The following is an 18445-nucleotide window of genomic DNA, read 5'->3' as shown; positions in this document are numbered from 1 at the left end:
GATGAGCCGACCACGGCGCTGGACGTCACGATGGAAGCGCAGATGATCGGGCTGATGCGGGGCCTGCGCGACGATTTCGATACCACCATCGTCGTCGTCTCGCACAACCTTGGGCTCATTGCCGAGATGTGTGACGACGTGGTGGTGATGTACGCGGGCGAAGTGGTCGAGACCGGCGAGGTCCACGACATCTTTCACAACGCGCGTCACCCCTACACGCGGGCGCTGCTGGAATGCGACCCGGCGCGGATCGCCGAGGTTTCCCGCAAGCTGCCGGTAATCCCGGGTGACATTCCCGACCTGACCCGCCCGTTGTCGGGCTGCATCTTTGCCGACCGTTGCCAGAAGGCGATGCCGGATTGCGCCAGGGTCGCCCCGCCGCAGGTGGCGCGTGGCGGTGGCATGGCGCGCTGTCACTTGCTGGAGGGGCCTCTTGCCGATGCCTCCTGGCCGCCGCCCGCCGATGTTGTCACGGTCGGCCGCGATCTTGGCGGGCTTGCCCCGGCCAAGGTGCGCAACGACGCGCCACCGCTGTTGGACGTTCATGACCTAAATGTCCGCTTTCGCACGATGGGGCCGCTCAAGGCGCGGATGAACGGCGTTTCCGACCCCTTCGTCGACGCGGTGCTGGACGTCAGCCTGGACCTTCAGCCCGGCGAGACGCTGGCCCTTGTGGGTGAAAGCGGTTCCGGCAAGACGACACTGGGGCGCACGATCCTCAATCTGCAGGGCGCCTCCGGCGGGTCCGTGCGGTTCGACGGGCAAGAGATCGCCGGCATGGCCGAAGCGCGGTTCAAGCCGCTGCGCCGGGACATGGCGATGATGTTCCAGGACCCTGTCGGCTCATTGTCGCCGCGGAAATCCGTGCGGGCGCTGATCACCGAACCGCTGGTGATCCACGGCGCCCAAGGGCGCGACCTGGATGCCGAGGCCGAACGGCTGGCCGATATGGTGCGCCTGCCGCGCAGTTTCCTGTCGCGATACCCGCACGAACTGTCGGGCGGACAGGCCCGGCGGGTGGGCGTGGCCCGCGCGCTGGCGCTGAACCCGCGCCTGATCGTGGCCGACGAACCGACGGCAGGGCTGGACGTCTCGGTGCAGGGCGAAATCCTGAACCTGATGGCCGACCTGCAGGCGGAACACGGGCTGAGTTACCTCATCATCACGCACAACCTGCCGGTGGTGCGCCACATCGCCGACCGCATTGCCATCATGTACCTTGGCCGCATCGTCGAGGACGGCCCGGCGGCCGAGGTTTTCGCCCGGCCCGCACATCCCTATACCCGCGCCCTGGTCGAGGGTGTCCCGCAACCCGACCCGGACCGCAGGCGCCCGCCTTCGGCCACGATCGAAGGCGAGGTGCCCAGCCTGTTGCGCCGCCCCAAGGGCTGTGATTTCGCCTCCCGCTGCCCGCTGGCACAGGAGGCCTGCCGCCGGGCGAAACCTGAACACATTCATATCGCGCCGGACCACAGGCATGCCTGCCTGTTTCCCCTGCGCACAACTTCTGACCTGACGGAGACCGCATGAGTTACGGGATCTACATCGGCCGCAACCTGACGGCCGACGGACATGCATGGCTGGCCGGATACGGTGACGAGCCCTCCAGCCACTGGCTGGAAATCGTGGACCGCGCAGACCATGCGCCGGGCAGCACCATCACCGTGGGGGTCGGCCCGGACAGCGACATGCCGGGCCACCGGACACAGATCCCGCAGGCCCCGCAGACCGCCCGCCACCTGCGCGTCAGCTACAGCTATTACCTGGGCGTGCCCGCGCCGATCACCAACGGCGGGCTGAACGAACACGGTGTGGCGGTGCGCGACATCTGGTCGACCTCCTGCGATGCGTTGATCGAGATGACGCCGCAGGACCAGACCGGCCCCAACTATTCCGACCTCGCCCGCATCGTGATCGAGCGCGCCCGCACCGCCCGTGAAGGGGTCGAGATCATGGCGGCGCTGATCGCCGAGCACGGCTACTCCTGCTACGGCGGAAATTCGCATATCATCGCAGACCCGGAGGAGGCCTGGGTGGTGATCCAGTTCTCGGGCGGCAAGGGGCTCTGGGTGGCGGAGCGGCTGGGGGCAGACGACATCCGTGCCTCTCGCCCCGGCTATGTCGGCGTGGTGCCATTGCAGCCGGACGAGACATTTCTCTACCCGGATCACTTCATCCGGACTGCTGTCGACCTGGGCTGGTACGATCAGGCCTCCGGCGCCCCCTTTGACGTCAACGCCATCTACGGCGACGGCAAGGGCCCCTGGGCGGGCATGGCCTGGGTCGAGGCAGAGATGCGCAAGCGGGCAGAGGCCGGGCCGATCACCTTCGCGGATGTCTGCTGGGCGATCCAGACAGAAGTCCTGACCGGCGATACGGCGGGCTATGGGCAGGTGGTGCCGCTGGTCCACCCTGCGCATCCGGACTTGCGGATGATGTGGCATGCGCCGGTCGGCCCGGTGACGGCACCGCTGGTGCCGGTCTTCCTTGGCCAGACAGAGGTGCCAGACGAATACGCCCAGCATCGCTACCTGACCACGGGCGAGGCGCACCGCTTTCTCGACCGCCGCAAGGAGGACAAGGACCCCGATACCGTCAGCCATGTGCCGCAGGGGATCGAGGTTGCCGACAGCGCGGTCTACCAGTTCAAGCGCCTGATGCACCTTGCCTTCCAGGACGAAGCATTGCTGCGTGAGGTCTGGGATCACTGGCGCCTGATGGAGGCGCGACTGGCGGAACAGCTGCCGGAGGTGCTGCGCAGTGCCGAGATCCTGCTGGACGCGGGCGAAGCCGGCCTTGCCCGCCGGGTGCTGACGCGGGAAAGCGCCGCCTGGCTGGCTGCCGGGCTGGAGGATTGCCGCGCGCTTGTCGCTGCTGGCCACGCAAGGCTGCGGATGCGCGACGCCCTGAACCGCAACGGCAAGCCGCTGGCCCCTGCGCAGCTCTGGTAACAATGGGCGTGGGTCAGTCCGCGCGCAGGGACGCGAAGCGTTTCATCCGGTCGATCTGTGGCGCCATCGTGCACCACCTGTCCCCGACCGCGACCCAATGGGCCTCGCGGTCGGTTGAATTGACGACATAACGTCCGGGGCTGCTTTCGATGATCTGCGGGGCAAGCAGGTTGAGGAACAGGGCCAGAGCTTCGGCGGTCAGGCACATGGGAGGACTCCTTCGCGTTTGTGCGGTTGGTCTCCTCCCCCTTGGTGGCCCCACACTGCCACAGGCCCGGCGCAGCACGCATCACATCCAAGCTGCATCGCAGCATGGCTGACGCAATTGCCCGCCAAACGGGCAAGGCGCCTGCAACAATGCCCTGCCTGGAAACGACGGATCACGACACCGGGCGAGTTTCGCAGATCAAATGCTCTCACGATGCCACAAGACTGAATGGGCGCGGAAAATCCGGCGGTCAACATGAGGATGACCGTTCCCAAGGCATCTCCCCCCGGCAAGGGCCCGCCCGGGCGGCGTGTCATCTCGCCGATCTCTGTCGCCGGCGTGCAGCCCCCTTTGCAAACATCGTGGGCGTGTAGCTTTCCATCGAAGCCATGCCGGCAATCGCCGTCCCCACGGCCAGCGCGGGCGCCAGAAACGGCGGGGTGATGCGAAAGAACACCCGCAGATGCGACGCGCCAAGATCCAGCGCCGCCTCTTTCAGATCCCGGGTTTCGGATGTCATCGCAAGTCGTTCGGGCTGTATCAAGGCCGCGAAGTTACGGATGGTCAGGCCGGGGGGTGTGCTTCCTAGATAGCTGGATGGCTGCTGTCCTGCACTGGCGCAGACGCCAGCGACCGGCCCAGCAAGATCAGTTGCAGCGCCACGATGAGCCGTCCCACCCAGACGGTCACGACAGGGGCCCAGAGGGGCGTCAGGGCCGGGCCGACGCCGCGCAGCAGTCTGTTCATTCCGCCGCAATCCCGTGTCCGGCGTCAAAGAGTTCTCCCGCCGGCAGGATCAGCGCCGCCGTGGGATCGAAACCGAGGCTGGCACTGCCCCCCATCGGCAAGGCGGTTTCGCCGGGAGTGCTCTGACAGACCGAGAGACATTGACCGCCGGCCTGAAAATGCAGGGTCACGAAAGGGCCTTCGAGGTCCCGGCGAACAAGATCGGCGCTGACCGCGTTGTCATTGCGGTTCAGCTCCATCGCCTCGGGGCGGACAAAGAGGATCCCCCGCGCGCCCGCATCCAGTTGCGAGGGGTTGCGGGCGCGGAACCGGCCCAGCCCGGTCTCGATCGTGGCAAGCCCTGCGGCAGCATCGGTCACGCGGCCCGGCAGCCGGTTTGCCTCGCCCACGAAACTGGCAGCGAAGGCTGTCTTGGGGTTGGAATAGATGGCGTCCGACGATCCCACCTGCTCTATCCGTCCCCGGTTCATCACCGAGATACGATCGGACATAACCAATGCATCGCCCGGGTCACGGGTGGCATAGATGAAGGTGATGTCGGTCCGTTTCTGGGTCTCGCGCAACTCGGCCCGCATGTCGCGGCGCAGCGTGCGATCCAGTCCCGAAAGAGGTTCGTCCAGCAACATCACTGCGGGCTCGACGGCCAGGGCGCGGGCGATGGCGACGCGCAGAGGTTGGCTTCCGGACAATTCGGCAGGTTTCTTGTCCGCCTTGTCATCCAACCCCATCAGGTGCAGCAGATCCTCGGCCCGGGCATGACGCTTGCGGCGCGGCATCCCTCGCGCTTCCAGCCCGAAGGCCACGTTGTCGCGCAGGCTCATTCCTGGAAACAGCGCGAGGGTCTGAAAGATCAGGGCCGTGGGCCGGTCACCGGGGCTTTGCCGTCCCATGTCCTCTCCCCCGATCAGGACACGACCGGCGCCGGGGGCCACGAGCCCGGCGATGGTGCGCAGAATCGTCGTCTTGCCACAGCCCGAGGGGCCGAGAATCGAAAAGAACTCGCCGGCTTCGATGGACATATCGGTAGGCTGCACCGCCGTGATCCCGTTCGGAAAGGTGATTGAGACGCTTTCAAGGTGCACATCCCTGCCGTGCATTCATGGCCTCCTGCTCGCCCTGCAACCCCGGCATAGCGGGGCAATGTGACAACCGCGTGCAAGTTGCATCGCCCACGTTTGCAGGCCAAGATTTCGGCAAGGGACGCGGACTTGGCCCCGGCAGTGGGGCACAAGCCGCGGCAAGCCCCGCCATTGGAGGACGCTGGATGGCCACGTCACGCAGATCGGATTGTCAACAGCACCCCTCGCTGGAGGAAAGCGCCGCCTGGGCCGGGCATTGGCACGCAACGCAGCAGGACAAGGCCGGCCAGCCCTACGTCGGACACCTCGTCCGGGTGTCGCGCCATCTGCTGCGGCTGTTCCCGGATGCCAGCACCGTCGAGCGCCATGCCGCCTGGCTGCATGATGTGCTTGAGGACACGAAGGTCACAGCGGCAGATCTTGCCGCGCGAGGCTATGCGCCCGAGGTGATCGCCACGGTCCAGGCGGTGACGAAATCGCCAGACCCGGAGATGACCTATGCACAGCGGATCGAGCGATTGGCGCGCGAGGGCACTATCTCGGCCATCCGGGTCAAACTGGCCGATCTGAGCGATAATTCCGATCCCGACCGGCTGGCACAATTGCCGGGAAACAAGGCCGCCAGCCTGGGTGCGCGCTATCTTGCCGCGAAACAGCGCCTGTTCGAGGAACTGGACCGGCGTACAGGCGATCAGGATGCCAACGGATCGAGCCAGCCGGAATAGGCGATCAGCCGCGTACCCAGAACCGGCAGCCTGATGTCGATCTCGAACCGATAGAGCCCGCTTTCGGCCCATTCCCGCGCCTGCATCCCCGGCCAGAAGAAGCGCGGCAATCGCAGGCCCAGAAAGCGCACCCAAGCGGTTTCCAGGCGCAGCCCCGCGCCATCGGGCACCAGCCTGGCCGCCAATGTCACCGGGCCAAGCTGTTCGGCCAATGTGCCATCCGGCATGGCGCGCTGTTGTGACATCATGCACTGAGGCCCGATCCTGCGTGTCCAACAAGCCCCTTTTTCGGTGGGCGCTGTTTCCAGCACCAAAGGGGCATTGGGGGTCGCCGCGGGCAGCCCCATCAGCCGCGCAAGCATACGCAATACCAGAAACGGCGCCGGCTCGACGGTGATCCGCCCTTCGAAACGGCCGAATGCACGGTGCAAAGCCTGGCAGGGCGTTGGCAGACGGTCCAGGTCCGCCCCCAGCACTCGCGCATAGGGCGTCACCCGATCAGCTTTCGGCGCAGGGCCTCGTCCGGCAAGGCACAGACCTGTCCGCGGCCGAAAATGCGATACCGATTGCGGGCAACACGGGCATAGAGCCAATCGCGCAGCGGCGCGGGCAGCAGGCACAGGGCCTTGAGCGGCGCATAGCCCGCATGAAGCTGCGGAAACAACTGTATCGCCCCGTCCAAACCGGCCCGGGCCCGACCGTCCTGCACCATGAGCCAGCTGTCGGGGTTGTCCGGATCAAGGCCGAAATGGCGCATCAGCCCCTGCCCCAGCGTGGTCTGGGTCGTACAGATGCGGACCCGGTCCGCCTTGTCGAGCCGCGCTATGCGCCGCGCGGTCGCCGAGCAGAGCCCGCAGTCCCCGTCCATCACCACAAGGATACGGGTCTCGTCAAAGACCGGAACACGCGGATCGGCGCGCCAGGAATAGGGGGGCAAACTGGCAAGACGCATCTGGGGCCTCCTTTGGACCGTTACAAGGTGCCTCGCGGCGCGGCAAAACAAAAGACCCCGGCGCCCTGTACGGCGGGCAAGGGCCTGACGCGCTTTGACTGGCCGGGACTACATCGCCGGGCCATGTGCAAAACGGGTCGACATCGAACAGCGGGCGGATGGCTCGAATTGTCGGTTTTAAGGCGACGCAGGGCATCTTCCGCGATCAAGTTGCGTGTGCCAATTTTCTTTTCGTTATTTCAATCAGTTGCCTTCCTCGTCCATGAAATTGCACGGTCCCGCGTCGCGTCGGCCCGATGGTCGCGCGGCCGCCACGGGAGATTGGAACCCTTTGTTAAGGCAGCATCCTTATTCCTGCCGAGTGTCAGATGTGCCGTTTCAAGGCCCACACCCGTGCCACGAAGGATGCATACCCACGATGTCAGACATCAGTTTCCACGCCCTCGGTCCGGCCCGGGCCCGCTCCGGTGAAGACCCTCTTGTCGCCTTTCTGCTGAACGCCCGGCGCATGCCGGTCACGATATCGGCGCGCGAGGTCAACCGGCTCGACTCTCACCGGCTGCAACTGCTGCTGGTCGCGCGGAAACAATGGGAAACGGACGGCATCCCGTTCGACATCACCGACATGGCGCCAAGCTTTCGCGAGGGACTCGAAAGGCTCGGTCTCTCTCCCGACCATTTCGACAAGGAACCGCTGCAATGACGACCAAAGTCCTGGCAATCGACGACTCGCGAACGATCCGCAATCTTCTGCGCGTCTCTCTCGAAGGCGCGGGGTTCGAGTTTCACTCTGCCTGTGACGGCCAGGAGGGTGTCGACATCTTCCCCGACGTGGATCCGGACGTGGTCATCACGGATATCAACATGCCCAAGATGGACGGGTTCGGCGTGATCGACAGCCTGCGCGGCGGTCCCAACCGGACCAACGTGCCGATCCTGGTCCTGACCACCGAAAGCTCGGACGAGCTGAAGTCCCGCGCCCGCAACGCCGGGGCGACCGGCTGGATCGTGAAACCCTTCGACGACGCCTCTCTGGTGTCCGTCCTGCGGCGCTTGACGGGGCATGTGAGCTGAGATGTCTGGAAATTCGATCAGAGATACATTCTTCGAGGAATGCGAAGAACTGCTGGAGGCCCTTGTCGAAGGGCTGTCCCAGATGGAGCAGGCCCCCGACGACATGGAGGTGGTGAACGCCGTCTTCCGTTCCGTGCATTCGATCAAGGGGGGCGCAGGGGCCTTTGCCCTCGACCGGCTGGTGTCTTTCGCCCACTCCTTTGAAACGGTGATGGACAAGGTCCGCGACCGCGATCTGGCGGTCGACGAAAAGCTGATGAACCTGTTTCACCGCGCGGGCGACCATCTTTCCGACCTCGTCGAATCCGCACGTGACGAAACCCATCTGGACGACGAGGCCGAGTCCGGCCTGATCGGAGAGCTCGACAGTTACCTCGGCGACGAGGCTGCGGCCGAAGAGTTCAGCTTTGACGCCGTCACGCTGGATTTCGACGGCCCCGCGATCGAATTGCCCTCCGAGGACGACAGCAGTGCCATGCGGGTCTTCGATATCCGTTTCGAACCAAGCCGCGCGCTCTACGAGAACGGCCATGAACCCCTGCTGATCCTCGACGCCCTTGCCGACCTGGGCGAACTGACGGTCGAGGCCGACATCAGCCGCATCCCCGAGTTCGATGCCTTCGATCCCGCGGACGCTTTCCTGTCCTGGCACATGCGGCTGGCCAGCAGCGAACCGGAAACCACGCTGCACGAGGTTTTCGAATTTGTCGAAGGTCTGTGCGATCTGGATATTTCCGTCACGACCGGGCCCGAGGAGGGGCCTTTGACCGCCCCTTTGGATCCGGAGCCGTCGACCGGCACCGAAGAGCCCATAGCTGAAATCGAGGCAGCGGAACCGCAAGACGAGGACCCTCCCTATGAAGGTCCGCCCCGTGAGCGACGCAAGGAACCGCGCGGACCCAAACCCACCCTCAGGGTCGACCTGGACCGGGTCGACCGACTGATCAACACCGTGGGGGAACTGATCATCAACCAGGCGATGATCTCTCAGAGGATCGAGGAACTGGACCTGCCGACAGTCGCGCATCTGACCAACGAACTGGAGGCCTACAAACTGTTGGCCCGCGACATCCAGGAAGGCGTCATGGCCATCCGCGCGCAACCGGTCAAACCACTGTTCCAACGCATGTCGCGGATCGTGCGCGAGGCCTCGGACGCCACCGGCAAGAAAGCCAAGATGGTGACCGTGGGCGACTCGACCGAGGTCGACAAGACCGTGATCGAACGCCTGGCCGATCCGCTGACCCACATGGTCCGCAACGCGGTCGACCACGGGCTGGAAAAACCCGATGGCAGGGACTCCGCCGGAAAGGACCCGGTGGGCACAATTCGACTTTCGGCCTCGCACCGATCAGGCAGCGTCTTCATCGAGATATCTGACGATGGTGCCGGGCTGAACCGCGAGCGGATCCTGGCCAAGGCCATCGAGAAAGGCCTTGTGCCCCCGGACGTGGAGCTTTCGGACCCGGAAATCGACAACCTTCTGTTCCTGCCCGGGTTTTCCACCGCTGGCGAGGTCTCGGCCCTTTCAGGGCGCGGCGTCGGCATGGACGTGGTCAAGAACGCGGTACATGCGCTTGGCGGGCGGGTTTCGATCACTTCGACCCCGGGCAAAGGCACGACCTTTGCCATCGTCCTGCCGTTGACGCTGGCCGTGATGGACGGTTTCGTGATCTCGGTGGCCGATCAGACGATGGTCATCCCGATTTCCTCGATCCTCGAGACTATAAGGCCAAACCCACGCGACATCCACGTCGTCGGCACTGACAGCCAGGTGGTCAGCGTGCGCGGCTCGTATGTTCCGATCGTGGACGTGGCCGACAACCTCGGCCTCTCACGACATGACGACACCGCCGGCGCCGGTATTCTCCTTCTGGTCAGCACCGAACTGCAGGGATTGACCGCCCTGAGGGTGACCGCGATCCACGACCAGCGCCAGGTGGTGATCAAGAGCCTGGAAAGCAACTATGCCGCCATCCGGGGCGTCTCGGCGGCAACCATCCTGGGCGATGGCAAGATCGCCCTGATCCTCGATCCCGAAGAGCTGATCAATCTCGCACATGCCTCGGGCAACGATCCCTTTGCACAGCACAGCAGAATGGAGCTTCGTCATGGCTGAGACCGCGGAAGCGCATGCGGATACGCAGTTCGAATTCATCACCTTCTCGGCAGGCGGTCAAAGCTACTGCCTAGAGATAACGCAGATCCGTGAAATCCGCCGATGGACCCCGGTGACCGCCCTGCCCCACACACCGGCCGATGTGCTGGGCGTGATGAACCTGCGCGGCGCCGTGATCCCGATCTTCGACCTCTCCGCGCGTTTCGGTCTGGGCGCCACACCGGCGAACGAACGCAACGTCGTGATCGTGGCCGCCGTCGACGGCGCGACCATCGGCCTGCTGGTCGAGTCGGTGTCCGAGATCCTGTCGGTCGACAAGAGCGAGATCCAGGAAACCCCGGATATCAAGTCCGAAGCGACGCGCAACAGCATCCAGGGCATGATCTCGGTCGACGATACGATGGTGCGCGTTGTCAACCTTGGCGCGGTTGTCGAAAGCGGCAAGGGATTGCCTGCATGACAAGCTCTCCGCCGGGCGCCTTCACGCGCGACATCCCCTTCAGCGATGCGGATTTCCGCGCCATCGCGCAGCTTGCCCAGCAACGGTTCGGCCTCAGCCTTGCCGAGAGCAAGAAGCCGCTGGTCTACTCGCGGCTGTCGCGGCGCCTCAAGTCCCGGCAAGTCGGGAGCTTCACCGACTACCTGGCGCTGCTCGAACGCAGCGAGGAAGAGGCCGAACGCCTAGAACTGATCTCGGCCCTGACCACTAATGTCACCAGTTTCTTCCGCGAGAAACACCACTTCGATACGCTGACACAGCGGCTGGCAGAGGGTTTGGCAGAGCGCGCAAGCTCCGGTCAAAGGGTGCGGATCTGGTCTGCCGGCTGCTCCTCTGGCCAAGAGCCCTATTCCATCGCCATGACCGTGCTCGAGGCCGTGCCGGAGGCCGCGCGCAAGGATCTGCGTATCCTTGCGACCGATATCGACCCAAAGATCGTGCACAAGGCCCGGGACGGGGTCTACTCGGTCGAGGATGTCGCCGGAATACCCGCGCCGATGCGCGGCAAATGGACAAAGGCAACCGATGCGAGCGGCAAGACATACGGCGTGACGCAGGCTTTGAAAGACCTGATCACCTTCAACGAGTTGAACCTCATGGTGGAGTGGCCCTTCCGTGGCCCATTCGACGCGATCTTCTGCCGCAATGTCGCGATCTATTTCGACCAGGAGACGCAAAGGCGCCTCTGGCAACGCTTCAGCGCCATGCTGAACCCCGATGGGCTCTTGTTCATCGGACATTCCGAACGGGTGACAGGCCAGGCCCTGAAGACCCTCACCGGGTTCGGGATCACGAGTTACCGCAAAGCACGCACCAACGTGCCTCCCGCGCTGCAATAGGAGAGCAAGATGGGAATGAAGGATTCTCTCAGGGTCATGGTCGTCGACGACATGGCGACAAGCCGCGGCCTGATCACCCAGGCCCTCGATGACATCGGGGTAAAAAACTACATCACCGAAAACGACGGGCGCGCTGCCCTCGAACGCATGGCGGCCAGCCCGGTGCACCTGGTGCTGTCTGACTACAACATGCCCGGGTTGGATGGCCTTGGGCTGCTCAAGGCGGTGCGCGGCCATCAGGCGCTGAAGAAGATGGGCTTCATCCTCGTCACCGGCCGCCCGACGCCCGAGATCGTGGCAGAAGCCAAGCGGCTGGGTCTCAACAACATGATCAAGAAACCCTTTACCTCGGCCTCGATGAAACAGTGCATCGAAAGCGTGGTCGGTCGCCTATGAGCAGGGGAAAGGACACCGTGCTGCCCCTGAGACTCGCCACCCGGCGAGCCTCGGACGAATTGGAGGGCCTGCACGCACGCCTGGAACGGCTCGAACACGGGCTGGACGCGGTGATAAGCCATTCCACACACGCGTTCGATACGAAGTCGATCGGCATGCTCCAGGAACTGGACATGTTGCGACAGTCGATCGGCGCGCTTGCGGACTACCTCGACCAGATTTCGACCGCGACCGACGCCAATGGCATGGTCAATGTCAGCGAAGCCCTGACCGCAATCCCCTTGCGCGACATGGCCTGCCGGCTGGGCGGTCAGGTAAATTCCGCCGCAAACGGCGGCCACGCGGAACTGTTCTGATGAAACGGGCCGCGTGTCGCTGGCGACATGGGCCCCGTATGGACTGGGTCTGAACCATGTCGGTCAAGAGTGTCGTCATCGCCACGCCGGACGCCGCACAGCGCAAGCGGCTGGGCCTTGTCGTGGATCGTATGAGCGAGTTCGAGGTCATCGCCCAAACCGGCGACCTCATGAACACCTATAATGTGGTCGAGGAACGGTTGCCGAAGGCCGTTCTCATCGCGGATGTCCTGGCCGGCCTTGCCGAGTTCGAAGTGATGCGCGCGCTGTTCTCGACGCTGGATATCCGTTGGCTGGTGGTAACGGTGCCCAACCGGAGACTGCGCCGACCCGCCGTGGGCGGCAGTCCTCGATCCGATCTGTTTTCGATCCCGACAGATGCGCCTGACGAGGTTTATGAGCGACAACTCCGTGCCCTGACGCGCACCGGGTTGAACCCCCGACCAGCTGCCAAACCCAATCCGCCTCGTCCGACCGAAACTCCCCACAGCCATCTCGCCTGCGGCGCGCCGACGACCAATTCGACAAGGCCCCTGATCACCACGGTCAAGGTACAAAACCATCTGACGCGCACGTCCAGGGCGCCCCAGGCAGATCCACGCCCCCCCCTGGGTAGCGATCCCATCATCCTGATTGGGGCCAGCACCGGGGGGGTCGATGCACTGCTGGCCGTATTGACCCGCTTTCCCCAGGATTGCCCACCCACCCTGGTCGTCCAGCACACAGGGTCAGGTTTTGGCGAAAGCCTGGCCAGCCTTCTGGACCGCCAGTGCCTGCCGAATGTCCTTCTGGCGAATGGCCCCATGCCCCTGAGGCAGGGACAGATTCTGGTCGGCGCCGGAATACGGGCGCACCTGGTTCTGGATGGGCGCGCCGCGACCCGGGTCACGACCGTCGCCGACGGGCCCGTGGCCGGACATGTTCCCTCTGTCGACCGGCTGTTCCTTTCGGCCCTGCCGGTGGCGCCAAGGGTCTCCGCCGCTTTGCTGACGGGCATGGGCCGCGACGGCGCGGATGGAATGAAGGCCCTTCGACTTGCCGGCGCGCATACGCTCGCACAGGACGAGGCCAGTTGCGTGGTCTACGGCATGCCCCGTGCCGCCGTCGAGCTGGGTGGAGTGGATCGTGTCCTTCCGCTGAAAAAAATCGCCGAGGCGTTGTTGGCCCGTCGCAAGACAAATGTCGGCCCAGGCAGGGAAGTCCAGAAATGACGCCACAAACCGAGAAGCTGGTAAATGTCATCCAGGGAGAGTTCGAGATCTCGGACAGTCCCCAGGTTGTCCTGACGACCGTGCTGGGGTCCTGTATCGCGGTCTGCATGTTCGATCCCCAACGCAAGGTCGGCGGGCTCAACCATTTTCTCCTGCCAAAGCGGGACGGGGGCGAAGGGGCGAATGTCCGCTATGGCGCCTACGCGATGGAACTGCTGATCAACGGGCTGTTGCGACGCGGGGCCGACCGTGCCCGGCTACAGGCCAAGGTCTTTGGCGGGGCCAGCATGATGGGCAACCTGCGCGACATCGGCGCGTCCAACGCGGCGTTCGCGCGCGGCTTCCTCAATGATGAGGGCATCCCCTGCATCGCCGAAAGCGTCGGAGGCACCTCGGCCCGCCGAATTCGCTTCTGGCCCACCACCGGCCGCGTGCGCCAGCTTCTCGTCTCTGCGGATGCCGTGTCGCTGCCGGTGGAGAAACCGGCCCCCATCCCCCGGCCGAAGACGGACGAGATCACGCTTTTCTGACGGGCACTTCGGCGCTATCCCGGCCACGCGGACATGTACCGCAGGCCGGGGGAGACCAGAATGCAACCATCGTCCCATCCGTTTACCCGCGATCTGGTACTGGTCGGAGGCGGCCACAGCCACGCGCAGGTCTTGCGGTCCTGGGGCATGAAGCCGCTGCCGGGCGCACGCCTGACGCTGATCAATCCCGGCCCCACCGCCGCCTACTCCGGCATGCTGCCCGGACATATTGCCGGACACTACACGCGCGACGCGCTGGAGATCGATCTTGTCCGGCTGGCACGATTTGCCGGGACCCGGCTGATCCTGGGCGCCGCCGAGGGCATCGACCTGTCCCGTGGAGAGGTGCACGTGGCGGCCCGCCCGCCGATCGCCTTTGATCTGGCCAGCATCGACATCGGCATCACAACCGCCATGCCCGAAATACCCGGGTTTGCCGAAAATGCGATCCCGGCCAAGCCCCTGGAGCGGTTCGCCGCCGCATGGCAGAGCTTCCTTCGGACCAGCGGCCCGGCCAGCGTGGCGATGATCGGCGGCGGGGTCGCCGGCGCCGAATTGATCCTGGCGATGGGTCACGCATTGTCACAGGCCGAGCGGCCCGCAAAGCTGCACCTGATCGAACGTGACACGGTGCTGACCGCCCTGCCCGACCGTTCGGCAAAACGCCTGCGCGCGGCATTGGAACGCGCAGGCGTCACGCTGCATGAAGGGGCCGACGTGCGGGCGATCACGCCGGATGGGGTGACGCTGGATGGGTATGAGATCGAGGCTGACTTCGTCTGCGGCGCTGCGGGTGCCCGTCCTCATCCCTGGCTTGCGGAAACCGGACTGGCGCAGCAGCACGGTTATCTGAGCATTGATCCGCAGTTGCGCACATCGGACCCCCGCATCTTTGCAGCGGGGGATTGTGCGCATATGCCATTTGCCCCGCGGCCCAAGGCCGGAGTCTATGCCGTGCGGCAGGCCCCGGTGCTGGCACAGAACCTGTACTTGGCACTGCGCGAAGCCGGGACGATGAAGCGCTTTCAGCCGCAGAAGGATTATCTGAAGCTGGTGTCGATGGGCGAGAAAACCGCTCTGGGCGACCGGTTCGGCCTGAGCTTTGCCGGCCCCTGGGTCTGGAGATGGAAAGACCGGATCGACCGGAAATTCATGTCCAAACTCAAGGACCTGCCACAAATGGCATTGCCCGCGCTGCCGGACCCGCGTGCCGCCGGTGCGGCGGACCTGGGCGACAAGGTGCTGTGCGGCGGCTGCGGTGCCAAGCTGGGCCAGGGGGCCTTGATGGCAGCGCTTTGCGAGGGTCCGTCGAACCTGCCCGGGGACGACGCGGCACTGGTCCGCATCGGCGGTGCGGAACTGGTCTTCAGCACCGACCACCTGCGCGAAATCACCGCCGATCCCGTCACCATGACGCGCATCGCCGCGCAGCATGCGCTTGGCGACATCTGGGCAATGGGCGGCCAGCCGCAGGCCGTTCTGACCAGCCTTGTCCTGCCCCGCATGTCGCCACGGCTGGCCAGCCGCACCCTGGACGAGATCATGACAACCGCCCGCGCAATCATGCGCGCCGCCGGGGCAGAGATCGTCGGCGGCCACACGTCGCAAGGCGCCGAACTGACCATCGGTTTTACCATCGCCGGCACCTGCGAGGGAACGGCAATCGGCCTTGCCGGCGCGCGCCCCGGCGACGCATTGATCCTGACCAAGCCGCTGGGGTCCGGCGTGCTCATGGCCGGTGAAATGGCGGGTCTTGCGCGCGGCGAAGACGTGGCTGCCGCCCTGCACCGGATGGTCCAGTCGCAGGCGCAGGCCTCGACCTTGCTGAAAGACGCCCATGCCATGACGGATGTGACCGGATTTGGCCTGCTGGGCCACCTGCGCAACATCTGTCTGAATTCGAACGTCGGCGCGGAAATCACGCTGGAGGCGGTGCCTTTCATGAAAGGCGCCGTGGAGCTTGCCCGCCAAGGCGTCCGGTCAAGCCTCTACCCGGACAATCGCGCGCCCTTCCCCGACCTCGCGGACAGTGCCCTGCACGATCTTCTGATCGACCCCCAGACCTCCGGCGGCCTGCTGGCGGCCGCGCCCGGCGATGGGACAGAGCCCCTGGCGGCGCTGAACGGCGCAGGCTACGAAGCCGCGCGGATCGGCATCGTCACCGAGGGCGCCGGTCAGATCCGGATCGTCTGAAGCCGCGCCGCCAAACGGTCGGCCAGCGCGTCCAAAGCACTGGGGGCCAGCGAAACCGTCTCCTCGCGGTGCAGAACCTGTGGGACATGTGCCCGCATGGAACTGCGATAGGCCGGATCATAGTGATCCTCGGCCAGAGCGCGGCACAGGGCCAGGCGATCCCCCGCATCGATCATCGCCTCCCACCGGTCGACGACCTCGTGCCCGCGGTGATAGCGCAGCGGCGTCAGCTTTTCGCGCAGCCGCACCCCGTCGGACAGAATGTCGTCATAGGCCTGTGCAAGGTATTCCGCACGCGCCGCGATCGGGGCAGAGACCTCGACCCAGGGCGCGACTTTCATCGCGTCCCAGAGTGCCGGCGGCAGGTTGATCTGCCCGATCTTGCTGCTTTCCGCCTCAACAACGACGGGCCGCGCGGGATCAAGGGCACATAGCGCCCGGGCAAGATCGGATTCGAAACCCTTCTGGGCAGGTTGTCCCCCCGGCATCTCTCCCAAGAGCGAGCCCCGATGCCGCGCCAGTCCTTCGAGATCCAGGATCTGCACGCCGCGATCCTGCAGGCGTGGCAGCAGCGCGGTCTTGGCCGTCCCGGTATACCCACCCAACTGGACCAGGTGATGCCGCAGCGGAGTGTCGTACAGATAACCCGTCACAAGCCGACGATAGGTCCGGTACCCCCCCGGCACCACCTCGGCCCGCCAGCCGATCTCACGCAGCATCCAGGTGAAAGAGCCGGACCGCTGCCCCCCGCGCCAGCAATAGACCAACGGCCGCCAGCCCCCCTCATGATGCGAGAGATGACGTTCGATGTGGTTGGCCGCATTGCGGAAGACCAGTGCCGCCCCCAGCTTACGCGCCTTGAAGGGACTATCCTGCTTGTAGATCGTCCCGACGCGGGCACGTTCCTCGTTGTCGAGCACGGGGAGATTCATTGCACCCGGGATACGATCTTCTTCGAACTCCGCCGGGCTGCGGACGTCGATCACGGTATCGAAACCGTGCGCGTGAAAGCTCTCCAGGCGGTCTGGTATCAAGGTCATTGAGTGGATTTATCGCGGCGGCTGAGGCTTTGGAAGGGCCGGATTCAGCGAGGTGAAATTCTGTTGCAAAAGCTGCTGGACACCGGGTCGGACCTCGGCTAAACCGCCTCCACCCGAAGCGATCGCTTCACCCGTGCCCGGGTAGCTCAGGGGTAGAGCAGTGGATTGAAAATCCTCGTGTCGGTGGTTCGATTCCGCCCCCGGGCACCAATAAAATCAAAGAATTAGCCGCCAGTCAGTTCGGTGCACTCAAGTGCACGTGTAATTCGTGTGTAGTCAGGCCGAACTTTTCGGCTTTAGCTTGCGGATGTTGTCTTGGTCGGTGCCGCTGACCCGCCCTTCCAGCCGAGCCATGGCCGCTTCGATGTGCGACCCGCTTTGGTGCGCATAGCGTGCAACCATAGACAACGTCTTGTGACCGGAAATGCGCTGGACTGTGGGCAGGTCGACGCCCGCCTGAACCAGATGCGTCACCGCCGTATGGCGAAGCGTGTGAGGGGTGATCTGGTCAGGATCGAGGCCAGCGCGTTCGGCGGAGCGGCGAAACGCCTTGCGGATCGTGTGGACATGGCCTGTGGCACTTCCCGGAGAGGGGAACAACCATTCGCAGCCTGGTGGCAACATATCCATACGTTTTCCAAGATACTCGGCCAGTTCACGCGTGATGGGTTGCTCACGTGACCCAGCCTTCGCCTGCGGAATCCAGATCACTCGCTTTCCGACATCGACATCTGCGCGACTGATCGCGAGAATTTCCGCATGGCGCATCCCTGTGTGGAGACCTACCATGACGAAGGCATGGACGTTTTCGTTATGATCCGATGCTGCCGCGTCCAGCAGCGCAACGCATTGATCATCTGTCAGGTACACGATCCGCTGATTGTCTTCTTTGAAGCGATTGATCCTGACCGACTTGCTCTTGATCCACTTCCACTCGACGGCTTGGTTCAGCAGGTGTGAAAGTGTGGCCAATTCCCGATTTACGGTAGCCTTTGCTGCACCCGCGGAGCGGCGGGCCTTCTTGTAGCGTTCAACGTCGAAGGACTCGATGGCACTCAATGGCTTGGTCGCAAGAAACGGGACCAAGTGCTGCCGTAGCTGACGCTCTTTTATGTCGATGTTTTTTCCGTCACTATCCCGAAGCCTCTGAACGTAGCGGTCGGCGGCTTCTTCGAAGCTCAGTGGCGTCTTGCGCCCGTCGGGCAACTCTAAACGCTGACGCCTTGCATCTGTTCTGGCTTGAGCGATGAAATCTTCGGCCTGCTGTCTCGTCACACCCTCAGACTCTCGTCCGATCACGCGATGAATGCGCCGTCGGTCGACCATAACGTTGACCGAGTATACGCCATCCCCGTTGGCATCACGACGGAACGTTATGCCATGTTCGGTAAGGCTTTCACCAACCTTCAGGGACCGGATTGCGGAACGTGTCAGTTTAGAAAAACGGGTTGCCATGAAAACGCGCCCTTAAAACGGAATTTCTTCGTCAATGTCTCGCTTAGGGTCAGGACCCATTGATTTGGTTG

Annotated in this window: 21 protein-coding genes and 1 tRNA gene; 14 read left to right on the top strand and 8 right to left on the bottom strand. The window is 64.3% G+C overall.

What is annotated here, in order from left to right; translation table 11 throughout:
• Positions 1 to 1530: ABC transporter ATP-binding protein (locus PVW46_RS23505; RefSeq protein WP_274577947.1), on the top strand; the 1530-nt coding region annotated here is incomplete at its 5' end.
• Positions 1527 to 2951 carry a C69 family dipeptidase gene (locus PVW46_RS23500; RefSeq protein WP_069209712.1) on the top strand — a complete coding sequence of 475 codons (1425 nt, stop codon included), beginning with the start codon at positions 1527 to 1529 and terminating at the stop codon, positions 2949 to 2951. The genes PVW46_RS23505 and PVW46_RS23500, both read left to right, overlap by 4 nt.
• A gap of 13 nt (positions 2952 to 2964) precedes the next feature.
• Here PVW46_RS23500 and PVW46_RS23495 read toward each other — a convergent pair whose 3' ends face one another.
• The 4 genes from PVW46_RS23495 to PVW46_RS23480 form a co-directional block, all read right to left on the bottom strand.
• Positions 2965 to 3159, bottom strand: a complete 195-nt coding sequence (locus PVW46_RS23495) for a hypothetical protein (protein WP_069209713.1) — start codon at positions 3157 to 3159, stop codon at positions 2965 to 2967.
• 313 nt (positions 3160 to 3472) lie between these two features.
• A complete protein-coding gene (locus tag PVW46_RS23490; RefSeq protein ID WP_069209714.1) occupies positions 3473 to 3679 on the bottom strand; it encodes an ABC transporter permease subunit in 207 nt (68 codons plus the stop codon).
• A 65-nt stretch (positions 3680 to 3744) separates the two neighbouring features.
• Positions 3745 to 3906, bottom strand: coding sequence for a hypothetical protein (locus PVW46_RS23485; RefSeq protein ID WP_274577942.1), 162 nt, complete (start codon positions 3904 to 3906; stop codon positions 3745 to 3747).
• Entirely contained in the window at positions 3903 to 5003 is a 1101-nt protein-coding gene (locus tag PVW46_RS23480) for an ABC transporter ATP-binding protein (protein WP_069209715.1), read from the bottom strand. The genes PVW46_RS23485 and PVW46_RS23480 overlap by 4 nt, the downstream gene beginning before the upstream one ends.
• 167 nt (positions 5004 to 5170) lie before the next feature.
• Here PVW46_RS23480 and PVW46_RS23475 point away from each other — a divergent pair, with 167 nt between their 5' ends.
• Entirely contained in the window at positions 5171 to 5710 is a 540-nt protein-coding gene (locus tag PVW46_RS23475) for an HD domain-containing protein (protein WP_069209716.1), read from the top strand.
• Here the strand turns inward: PVW46_RS23475 and PVW46_RS23470 are convergent.
• Both PVW46_RS23470 and PVW46_RS23465 read right to left on the bottom strand, forming a co-directional pair.
• Positions 5677 to 6186: a DUF4166 domain-containing protein gene (locus tag PVW46_RS23470; protein ID WP_274577948.1), complete on the bottom strand. Its 510-nt coding sequence runs from the start codon at positions 6184 to 6186 to the stop codon at positions 5677 to 5679. The two genes, PVW46_RS23475 and PVW46_RS23470, sit on opposite strands and share 34 nt — an antisense overlap.
• A gap of 14 nt (positions 6187 to 6200) precedes the next feature.
• Positions 6201 to 6662, bottom strand: a complete 462-nt coding sequence (locus PVW46_RS23465) for a thiol-disulfide oxidoreductase DCC family protein (protein WP_043146087.1) — start codon at positions 6660 to 6662, stop codon at positions 6201 to 6203.
• 418 nt (positions 6663 to 7080) lie between these two features.
• Between PVW46_RS23465 and PVW46_RS23460 the strand changes: the two genes are divergently transcribed.
• Genes PVW46_RS23460 through selD form a run of 10 tightly spaced genes read left to right on the top strand, consistent with a single transcriptional unit; the run spans position 7081 to position 15879 of the window.
• Complete coding sequence (locus tag PVW46_RS23460) at positions 7081 to 7365, top strand: STAS domain-containing protein (RefSeq protein ID WP_043146084.1); 285 nt, start codon at positions 7081 to 7083, stop codon at positions 7363 to 7365.
• Positions 7362 to 7736, top strand: a complete 375-nt coding sequence (locus PVW46_RS23455) for a response regulator (RefSeq protein WP_043146082.1) — start codon at positions 7362 to 7364, stop codon at positions 7734 to 7736. The genes PVW46_RS23460 and PVW46_RS23455 overlap by 4 nt, the downstream gene beginning before the upstream one ends.
• Position 7737: 1 nt before the next feature.
• Positions 7738 to 9855, top strand: coding sequence for a chemotaxis protein CheA (locus PVW46_RS23450; RefSeq protein WP_069209718.1), 2118 nt, complete (start codon positions 7738 to 7740; stop codon positions 9853 to 9855).
• Positions 9848 to 10315: a chemotaxis protein CheW gene (locus PVW46_RS23445; protein ID WP_043146079.1), complete on the top strand. Its 468-nt coding sequence runs from the start codon at positions 9848 to 9850 to the stop codon at positions 10313 to 10315. Before PVW46_RS23450 ends, PVW46_RS23445 begins: the two co-directional genes overlap by 8 nt.
• On the top strand, positions 10312 to 11193 hold the full coding sequence (locus PVW46_RS23440; protein ID WP_069209719.1) for a CheR family methyltransferase: 882 nt from the start codon (positions 10312 to 10314) through the stop codon (positions 11191 to 11193). Before PVW46_RS23445 ends, PVW46_RS23440 begins: the two co-directional genes overlap by 4 nt.
• 9 nt (positions 11194 to 11202) lie before the next feature.
• Positions 11203 to 11589, top strand: coding sequence for a response regulator (locus PVW46_RS23435; protein ID WP_043146077.1), 387 nt, complete (start codon positions 11203 to 11205; stop codon positions 11587 to 11589).
• 17 nt (positions 11590 to 11606) lie between these two features.
• The gene (locus PVW46_RS23430) at positions 11607 to 11945 is read left to right on the top strand and encodes a DUF8776 family protein (RefSeq protein WP_052244827.1); all 339 of its coding nucleotides are present in this window, start codon (positions 11607 to 11609) and stop codon (positions 11943 to 11945) included.
• A 56-nt stretch (positions 11946 to 12001) separates the two neighbouring features.
• On the top strand, positions 12002 to 13156 hold the full coding sequence (locus PVW46_RS23425) for a CheB methylesterase domain-containing protein (RefSeq protein WP_069209720.1): 1155 nt from the start codon (positions 12002 to 12004) through the stop codon (positions 13154 to 13156).
• A complete protein-coding gene (locus PVW46_RS23420; RefSeq protein ID WP_043146075.1) occupies positions 13153 to 13686 on the top strand; it encodes a chemotaxis protein CheD in 534 nt (177 codons plus the stop codon). Before PVW46_RS23425 ends, PVW46_RS23420 begins: the two co-directional genes overlap by 4 nt.
• A 60-nt stretch (positions 13687 to 13746) precedes the next feature.
• On the top strand, positions 13747 to 15879 hold the full coding sequence (selD, locus tag PVW46_RS23415; protein WP_069209721.1) for a selenide, water dikinase SelD: 2133 nt from the start codon (positions 13747 to 13749) through the stop codon (positions 15877 to 15879).
• Here the strand turns inward: selD and mnmH are convergent.
• The gene (gene mnmH / locus PVW46_RS23410; protein WP_069209722.1) at positions 15861 to 16919 is read right to left on the bottom strand and encodes a tRNA 2-selenouridine(34) synthase MnmH; all 1059 of its coding nucleotides are present in this window, start codon (positions 16917 to 16919) and stop codon (positions 15861 to 15863) included. The two genes, selD and mnmH, sit on opposite strands and share 19 nt — an antisense overlap.
• A gap of 135 nt (positions 16920 to 17054) precedes the next feature.
• Here mnmH and PVW46_RS23405 point away from each other — a divergent pair.
• Positions 17055 to 17129, top strand: a tRNA-Phe gene (locus tag PVW46_RS23405).
• A 66-nt stretch (positions 17130 to 17195) separates the two neighbouring features.
• Here the strand turns inward: PVW46_RS23405 and PVW46_RS23400 are convergent.
• The gene (locus PVW46_RS23400) at positions 17196 to 18374 is read right to left on the bottom strand and encodes a tyrosine-type recombinase/integrase (RefSeq protein WP_069209723.1); all 1179 of its coding nucleotides are present in this window, start codon (positions 18372 to 18374) and stop codon (positions 17196 to 17198) included.
• Between the last annotated feature and the right edge of the window lie 71 nt (positions 18375 to 18445).

Source organism: Mameliella sp. AT18, assembly GCF_028807275.1.
Lineage (GTDB): Bacteria > Pseudomonadota > Alphaproteobacteria > Rhodobacterales > Rhodobacteraceae > Antarctobacter > Antarctobacter albus.
This window is presented reverse-complemented; position numbering and strand designations above follow the sequence as displayed.